This is a genomic window from Streptomyces sp. NPDC047014, from assembly GCF_040644195.1.
Lineage (GTDB): Bacteria > Actinomycetota > Actinomycetes > Streptomycetales > Streptomycetaceae > Streptomyces.
This window is the reverse complement of the sequence record NZ_JBEYVX010000052.1, coordinates 34,328-41,200: the sequence shown is the minus strand read 5'-3', so window position 1 is coordinate 41,200 and position 6,873 is coordinate 34,328. Positions and strand designations below refer to the sequence as shown.

Below are 6,873 nucleotides of genomic sequence, written 5' to 3'. Positions count from 1 at the left end.
CGCGCCCGGCGGCCCCCTCCGCCGTCCCCGCGCGGGGGAGGGAAGGGGGCCGCCGGTGGGCCTGGTGGGGTCCGCCTACCAGGAGCGGTTGAACTTCACGTGGCCGCCGTTGCGCTCGTACCAGCCGACGAAGCCCCAGTTGATCCAGCCGCCGTCGCCCTGGTTGGTGAACTCGCCGGACTCGAAGATCCACAGGCCGTAGTGGATGTTGCCCCACTGGACGTTCGCGTAGACCTTGGTGCCGCGGAACTTGTCGTTGTAGTTGTGGCTCAGGTTGAACAGCATGACGTTGTGCCGGCTGCCCGCGGCCTTGAACGCCTTGTCCACCGCTTCCTGGACGAAGCCCCCGCGGTTGTCGGTCTTGATGCCGCGCAGGGCGTCGGCCACGGCCTTGCCGCGGCCCAGGTGGTCCATGGAGACGGTGACGGTGACGCTCTTGCCGGACGCGGCCTCGGCCCCGGCCTGGGGCGCCGCCTGCGGGGCGGCCTCCGCCGCGTCCGCGGCGACGCCGGAGGTGGCGGGGGCGGAGGCCGCGGGGGCGCTGGGCCGTTCGGCGGCCTGGGCCGGGAGGGCGGCGGCGCCGGTGAGGGTGAGGGCGGTCAGGGCGATCGTGGCGAGGGAGGTGCTGCGACGCATGGTGAGGTCCTGTTCGGAGGGGACGGGCGGGACGAGGGGGAGCCGGGGCGTGAGCCGGGCCGGTGCGGGCCCGGCCGCCGGTTCACCAGGAGCGGCGGAACTTCACGTGGCCGCCGTCGCGGTCGAACCAGCCGCGGAACGCCCAGTTGATCCAGCCGCCGTCGCCGTGGTTGGTGAACTCGCCCGACTCGAAGACGAGGACCCGGTAGGTGCCGTGGATGCCGCTGACCTTGGCGTCGTAGACGACGCCGCGCAGCTTGGGGGTGTACTTGTTGGAGTTGTTGATGACCATCACGTTGTAGCGCTGGCCGGTCTGGTAGAAGGCGCCCTCCATCAGGGACTTCACATAGCCGGACCGGTTCTGCTTGCGCTCGATGGCATCGGTGACGATGTCCATGATCTTCTTGGTGATGTCGAGGACGGCGGAGGCGACGTCCACCTTGCCCGCGAGGGCGCCCGTCTCACCCGGGACGGCGCCCTGGACGGCGGCGGGGCGGTGCTGGGCGGGGGCGTCGGCGGCGAAGGCGGCCGTCGAGGGGATGAGGACGCCGGCGGCGGCGACCGAGCTGACGAGCATGAGCGCGGCACGCTTGCGGTGGAAACGCATGGTTCTGCTCCTTTGGGACGATTTTTCGGGCGTGCGGCAGCCAGGGAGGCCGCCGCAGGTGAATGCGCGGTGAGTGAATGCGCCGCGGAGTGCGGCAGAGCAGGGCAGGGCGCGGCGGAGCGTGGTGGAATTCCTGGTTTCGCCGTAGCGGGATTGTTTTAGGCCGAACTCGTCCGGCCGTATCCGGCGGGAAACCGCACCGCTGCCGCGGGAAAGGGGGCCCCGCTTATCGGGGCGCGGGGGCGGATCCCGTCACCACGAGGTGGTGAGGTGGGTGGCCGCGTCGTTCCGGAGGGGGTGAGGGCCGCGGTCGCGGCGGGCCGCCCCGGAGGGGGGAGGGGCGGTGATCCGCCGGACCAGCAGGAGGGCGCAGCCTCCGGCGCAGAGCAGGGAGAGGGCCTGCCACCAGGGAAGACAGGCTCCCCCGGTGGAGGTGGAAGGTTTCGGCATCGGGCACTTCCGGCGAGTTTCGCTCGATTCGGAACCTCGGGGGGCCCGGTCGGCTCTAGACGGACGGGGGGCAGTGGGTCGCGGGGTTGGTCCACTCGGTGTCCCCCGGCTTGTGGGTGCAGGAGGAGGTGGCCCGTGCGGAAGCGGTACCGGAGTCGACGCCGGATGCCGCCCCGGCGGTGAAACCGCCCGCGATACCCGCTGCCAGCGCCGCCGCACAAAGGAACCGAGTGAACTTCATGCTGTACTCCTGAGAAAGTGAATTCCGGTCTGATTCCGCCGGGTGTTTCTTTCCGGTGACTCAAGAATCCCCCGCCGGGGAAGTCCGGGTCCAGCGCCGGCGGGCCTCAGCAACGTGCGTGGCACGAAAGGGAGGGGCGTAAAAAATGGACAGAACCGGAGGAATGCGGTCGGACGCGGGGGTGTCGGGCCCGTTACCGCCCCCGTCGGCCCCCTCGGATCCGGAGCCGGATCCGGCGGGGACGGCGGACATCGGGCCCGTCGCGGTGCGGCTCTGGACCCGGCTGCTGGAGGGCGGCCCCGCGCCGACCGCCGACCTGGCCGCCGCGCTCGGCCTCAGCCGCGAGCAGGCCGAACGGGCCGCCGAGGAACTGCTGGGCCAGCGGCTGCTGGCCCGCGACCCCGACGGCTCCCGCGACCGGTGGCGGGCCGTCAGCCCCTACACCGCCGCCGCCGAGCTGGTCGGCCCCGAGGAGAACCGGCTGCGCCGCCGCCTGGAGACCCTGGAGCGCACCCGGTCCCGGCTGGGCGCGCTGATCCCGCTGTACGAGGAGACCGCGCGGCGCGGCGCCGACTCCGGCGCGGTGGAGGTCGTCGAGTCCCGCGACCGCGTCATGCTCCTCATCTCCGACACCGCCGCCCGGTGCACGGAGGAGGTCCTCACCGTGCAGCCCGGCGGCGGCCGCCCGCCCGGCTACCTGGAACGGGCCCTCCCGCGCGACCTGGAGATGCTGGGCCGCGGGGTGCGCCTGCACACCCTCTACCAGCACACGGCCCGCTACAGCCCCGGCACCCAGGAGTACGTCCTGGCCGTCAGCGCCGCCGGGGGCGAGGTGCGCACCCTCGGCGAACTCTTCGGGAAGATGCTGGTCTTCGACCGCGCCACCGCCTTCCTGCCCGTCTGGGACAACCCGGAGGCGGCGGTGGTGCTGCGCGAGCCCTCCGCCGTCGCCTTCCTCTGCTCGGTCTTCGCCAACGCCTGGGGCCTCGCCGAGCCCTTCTCTGCCTCGTACACGGCGGCCACGTCCAGCCAGTTGCAGGGCACCATCGCCGCCCGCCTCGCCGACGGGGCCAAGGACGAGCTGATCGCCCGCAGGCTCGGCATGTCCCTGCGGACCTGCCGTCGGCACATCGCCGAGCTGATGGACGAACTGGGTGCCGAGAGCCGCTTCCAGGCCGGCTATCTGCTCGCCCTCAGGGCCTCCGCCGCCCCGCCCGAAGGCTCCCACCATGCCGCGGGACTCTGAGAGCGCTCCCGGGGACCCCGCGCCCCGCCTGCCTCCGCGCTCCGCCTTCCCCGGCGTACAGCCCCTAACCTGGCCCGATGACCTCACCGACCTACCTCCGCGAGGGCCCCCGCGTCGGCCTGCGGCCCTTCCGGGCCGCCGACGGACCCGAGTTCACCGCACGCGTGCGCGAGAGCCGCTGGCTGCACCGCCCCTGGCTCTTCCCGCCCGACACCATCGAGGAGTACGAGCCCTACGCGGCCCGGCTGGCCGGGGACGCGGGCCGCGCCGGGTTCCTCGTGTGCGAGCTCGCCACGGGGGCCCTGGCCGGTTTCGTCAACGTCAACAACATCGTGCACGGCGCCTTCCGCTGCGGTGCCCTCGGCTACGGGGCCTTCGCCCACGCCGCCGGGCGCGGACTGCTCGGCGAAGCGCTCGGCCTGGTCCGCGCGCACGCCTTCGCGCCCGCCGGCGCGGGCCTCGGCCTGCACCGGCTGGAGGCCAACATCCAGCCCGCCAACACCGCCTCCCGCGCCCTGGTCCGCCGCGCCGGCTTCCGGCTGGAAGGGCTCTCCCCGGACTTCCTCCACGTGGACGGGGCCTGGCGGGACCACGAGCGCTGGGCGGTGACCGCCGAGATGGCCGCGCCCGGCGAGATGGCCGCGCCCGGCGAGACGGCCGCGCGCGCCGGGACGGCCGTACCCGCCGAGACGGCCGCGCCCGGCGAAAGGGCTGTGCCCGAGGGGCCGGATCGCCCAGGATGAGGGCATGCGCACCCTCGTACTGCTCGATGCCCCCTCCAACCTGGGACTGCGGCCGCCCGCCCCCGGCACCGTCCCCGGCGTCTACAAGCTCGCGGGCGCCCTGCGCGAACGGGATCTGCTGAGCCGGCTCGGAGCGCGCGAGGGCGGGGTCGTCGTACCGCCCCGTTACGACCGCGGGGACTGGGAGGAGGGGGACGGCGTCTTCAACGCCGACGCCCTCGCCGCGTACACCGTCGCCCTCGCCGACCGGATCGAGGGGCATCTGCGGGCCGGGGAGTTCCCCGTGGTCCTCGGCGGCGACTGCTCCATCCAGCTCGGCGCCTCGCTCGCCATGCGCCGGATCGGCCGCTACGGACTCGCCGCCGTCGACGGCTCCGCCGACTTCCGCCACCCCGGCAACACCGGTACCAACGGCCCCATCGGTGCGGCGGGCGGCGAGGAACTGGCCCTGGCCACCGGCCGCGGCCAGGCGTCCCTGACCGACCTGGAAGACCTCGCCCCCTACCTGCGGGACGAGGACATCCGCCTCTTCGGCCTGCGCGACGGCGATCCCGACCTGGCCGAACTGGCCGAGACCGGCATCTTCACCGCGACCGTCGGCGAGATCCGCCGCCGGGGCGCCGCCGCCGTGGCCCGTACCGCGCTGGACGGGCTGCACCCGCCCGTCACCGCAGGGTTCTGGGTGCACCTGGACGCGGACGTGCTCGATCCCGAGGTGATGCCCGCCGTGGACAGCCCCGACCCGGGCGGGCTGCGCCCGGAGGAGGTCGCCGCCCTGCTCGCGACCCTGGTGGGCTCCCCGCGCTGCGTCGGGCTCAACGTCACCATCTACGACCCGGACCTGGATCCGGACGGGCGTGCGGGCACGCTGCTCGCGGACCTGGTCGTGGGGGCCTTTGCGTAATCCTGACCGGTGGTCCTCGGCGGAACCCCTGTGCACCGGCCGCCGTGGCGTGTTCCATTTCCCCATGGCCACCACCGTCCGCCGCGCCGTACTGACCCTTCCCGCCGCCCTCTTGGGCTCCGACAACCCGCTGCCCGCCCTGCGCGCGCCCGACGGCGTGCACGCCCTGGACGAGCGGGCGCGCGCCGGACTGCCCCGCGACATGGCCCGCCAGATCGGCTGGGAGCCGCTGCGCTCGCTGCTGCCCGTCCGGATCCGCGACGGGTACGGGCGGGAGCGCGCGGAGCGGGAGTTCGAGGCGATCGTCATCGAGAACGCGCACCTGCGGGCCACCGTGCTCCCGGGGCTGGGCGGGCGCGTCCACTCGCTCACGCACCTGCCCAGCGGGCGTGAACTGCTGTACAGCAATCCGGTGTTCCAGCCCGCCAACTTCGCGCTCAACGGCGCCTGGTTCTCCGGCGGCATCGAGTGGAACACCGGAGCCACCGGCCATACGGCCCTCTCCTGCGCGCCCCTGCACGCCGCGCTGGTTCCGGCCCCGGACGGCGGGGTGATGGTCCGGCTGTGGGAGTGGGAGCGGCTGCGGGACCTGCCCTTCCAGGTGGACCTGTGGCTCCCGGAGGACTCGGAGTTCCTGCTGGTCGGGGTCCGGGTGCGCAATCCGCACGAGCGGCCCGCGCCGGTGTACTGGTGGTCGAACACCGCCGTTCCGGAGGACGCGGGCACCCGGGTCATCGCCCCCGCCGAAGCCGCCTGGCACTTCGGCTACGAGCGCTCCCTGCGGCGGGTCCCCGTACCGGAATGGGAGGGCGCGGACCGCACGTACCCGCTGCGCGGCGAGCACCCGGCCGACTTCTTCTACGAGGTACAGGACGGGGCCCGGCCCTGGATCGCCTCGCTCGACGCCTCGGGGCACGGCCTCGTGCAGACCTCCACGGACGCCCTGCGCGGGCGCAAGCTGTTCGCCTGGGGATCCGGGGCCGGGGGCCGCCGCTGGCAGGAGTGGCTGACCGAGCCGGGCACCGGCGGGTACGCGGAGATCCAGGCGGGCCTGGCCCGGACCCAGCTGGAGCACGTACGGCTGGACGCGGGCGGGGAGTTCGCGTGGCTGGAGGCGTACGGCCCGCTCGCGGCGGACCCCGCCCGGACGCACGGCGCCGACTGGGCCGAGGCCCGCAGCGCGGCGCGGTCCGCGCTCGACGCGGCGCTGCCGCGGGAGAGGCTGGACGAGGCGTACAAGGCGTGGCGCGGCCGGGCCGACACCGCACCGGGGGAGCGGCTGGCCACCGGCTCGGGCTGGGGCGCGCTGGAGGTGCTGTGCGGGGGCCACGAGCTGCCCGGTACCCCCTTCGAGGAGTCCACGCTCGGCGCGGAGCAGGAGCCGTGGCGGGAGCTGTGGCGCAGCGGCGCCCTGCCCGCCCCGGCCCGGCCGGAACCGCCGGGTCCGAGCCTGGTCGCCCCGCACTGGCGGGACATGCTGGAGACGGCCCCGGCGGACCCGCGGACCGAGTTCCACCTCGGCGTGGCCCAGTGGCACGCGGGTGATGTGGCCCAGGCGGTACGCAGCTGGGAGCGCGGGCTGGCCCTGGCGCCCTCCCGGTGGCCGCTGCTGAGGTGCCTGGCGGTGGCGGACACCCTGGCCGGGGACACGGAGCGGGCGGCCGACCGGTATGCGGCGGCCTTCGAGGACCTGGCCGCGGAGAGCCGGGACGAGGGGGAGCCGTGGGCGGCCGCGGAGTCGGCCCTCGGGCGGGAGGTGCTGGAGGCCCTGCTCACCGCGGGCCGGCTGGCCCAGGCCCGCGCGGTCTGGGACCGGCTCCGGCCCGCCCAGCGCGAGCAGGGCCGCTTCCGGCTGCTCGGGGCCCGGCTGCTGGCGGCGGAGGGCCATGTGGCGGCGGCCCGCCGGGTGTTCGAGGACGGCCTGGAACTCCCGGACCTGCGGGAGGGCGAGGAAACCCTGACGGAGGTCTGGTCGGCCCTGACGGACCGCCCCCTGCCGCCCCGGTACGACTTCCGCATGCGGCCGGAGGGCTGACGGGCCCGCCG

8 protein-coding genes are annotated in these 6,873 nt (G+C 74.7%); 4 read left to right on the top strand and 4 right to left on the bottom strand.

The features are described from left to right. Positions 1-75: 75 nt before the first annotated feature. From ABZ873_RS23910 to ABZ873_RS23895, 4 genes are all read right to left on the bottom strand, one after another. The gene (locus ABZ873_RS23910; protein ID WP_360875528.1) at positions 76-636 is read right to left on the bottom strand and encodes a stress protein; all 561 of its coding nucleotides are present in this window, start codon (positions 634-636) and stop codon (positions 76-78) included. Between the two features lie 82 nt (positions 637-718). After that, positions 719-1,243 (bottom strand): stress protein, encoded by a 525-nt coding sequence (locus ABZ873_RS23905; RefSeq protein ID WP_360875526.1) that lies wholly within the window; start codon positions 1,241-1,243, stop codon positions 719-721. A 252-nt stretch (positions 1,244-1,495) separates the two neighbouring features. Continuing rightward, on the bottom strand, positions 1,496-1,693 hold the full coding sequence (locus ABZ873_RS23900; protein WP_360875524.1) for a hypothetical protein: 198 nt from the start codon (positions 1,691-1,693) through the stop codon (positions 1,496-1,498). A gap of 55 nt (positions 1,694-1,748) precedes the next feature. After that, positions 1,749-1,934, bottom strand: a complete 186-nt coding sequence (locus ABZ873_RS23895; RefSeq protein WP_360875522.1) for a hypothetical protein — start codon at positions 1,932-1,934, stop codon at positions 1,749-1,751. Positions 1,935-2,079: 145 nt separating this feature from the next. On the opposite strand from ABZ873_RS23895, the gene ABZ873_RS23890 reads away from it, so the two are divergent. The 4 genes from ABZ873_RS23890 (at position 2,080) to ABZ873_RS23875 (ending at position 6,862) form a co-directional block, all read left to right on the top strand. Continuing rightward, complete coding sequence (locus ABZ873_RS23890; protein WP_360875521.1) at positions 2,080-3,180, top strand: LuxR family transcriptional regulator; 1,101 nt, start codon at positions 2,080-2,082, stop codon at positions 3,178-3,180. Positions 3,181-3,257: 77 nt separating this feature from the next. Then, positions 3,258-3,923, top strand: a complete 666-nt coding sequence (locus ABZ873_RS23885) for a GNAT family protein (protein WP_360875519.1) — start codon at positions 3,258-3,260, stop codon at positions 3,921-3,923. 4 nt (positions 3,924-3,927) lie between these two features. Then, entirely contained in the window at positions 3,928-4,827 is a 900-nt protein-coding gene (locus ABZ873_RS23880) for an arginase family protein (protein ID WP_360875517.1), read from the top strand. 64 nt (positions 4,828-4,891) lie between these two features. Continuing rightward, entirely contained in the window at positions 4,892-6,862 is a 1,971-nt protein-coding gene (locus tag ABZ873_RS23875) for a DUF5107 domain-containing protein (RefSeq protein WP_360875515.1), read from the top strand. Positions 6,863-6,873 lie beyond the last annotated feature (11 nt).

Excerpts from the sequence above, each read along its gene's own strand:
- ABZ873_RS23890 (WP_360875521.1), top strand. The coding sequence starts at position 2,080 with ATGGACAGAACCGGAGGAATGCGGTCGGACGCGGGGGTGTCGGGCCCG.
- ABZ873_RS23905 (WP_360875526.1), bottom strand. The coding sequence starts at position 1,243 with ATGCGTTTCCACCGCAAGCGTGCCGCGCTCATGCTCGTCAGCTCGGTC.
- ABZ873_RS23885 (WP_360875519.1), top strand. The coding sequence starts at position 3,258 with ATGACCTCACCGACCTACCTCCGCGAGGGCCCCCGCGTCGGCCTGCGG.
- ABZ873_RS23900 (WP_360875524.1), bottom strand. The coding sequence starts at position 1,693 with ATGCCGAAACCTTCCACCTCCACCGGGGGAGCCTGTCTTCCCTGGTGG.
- ABZ873_RS23880 (WP_360875517.1), top strand. The coding sequence starts at position 3,928 with ATGCGCACCCTCGTACTGCTCGATGCCCCCTCCAACCTGGGACTGCGG.
- ABZ873_RS23875 (WP_360875515.1), top strand. The coding sequence starts at position 4,892 with ATGGCCACCACCGTCCGCCGCGCCGTACTGACCCTTCCCGCCGCCCTC.
- ABZ873_RS23895 (WP_360875522.1), bottom strand. The coding sequence starts at position 1,934 with ATGAAGTTCACTCGGTTCCTTTGTGCGGCGGCGCTGGCAGCGGGTATC.
- ABZ873_RS23910 (WP_360875528.1), bottom strand. The coding sequence starts at position 636 with ATGCGTCGCAGCACCTCCCTCGCCACGATCGCCCTGACCGCCCTCACC.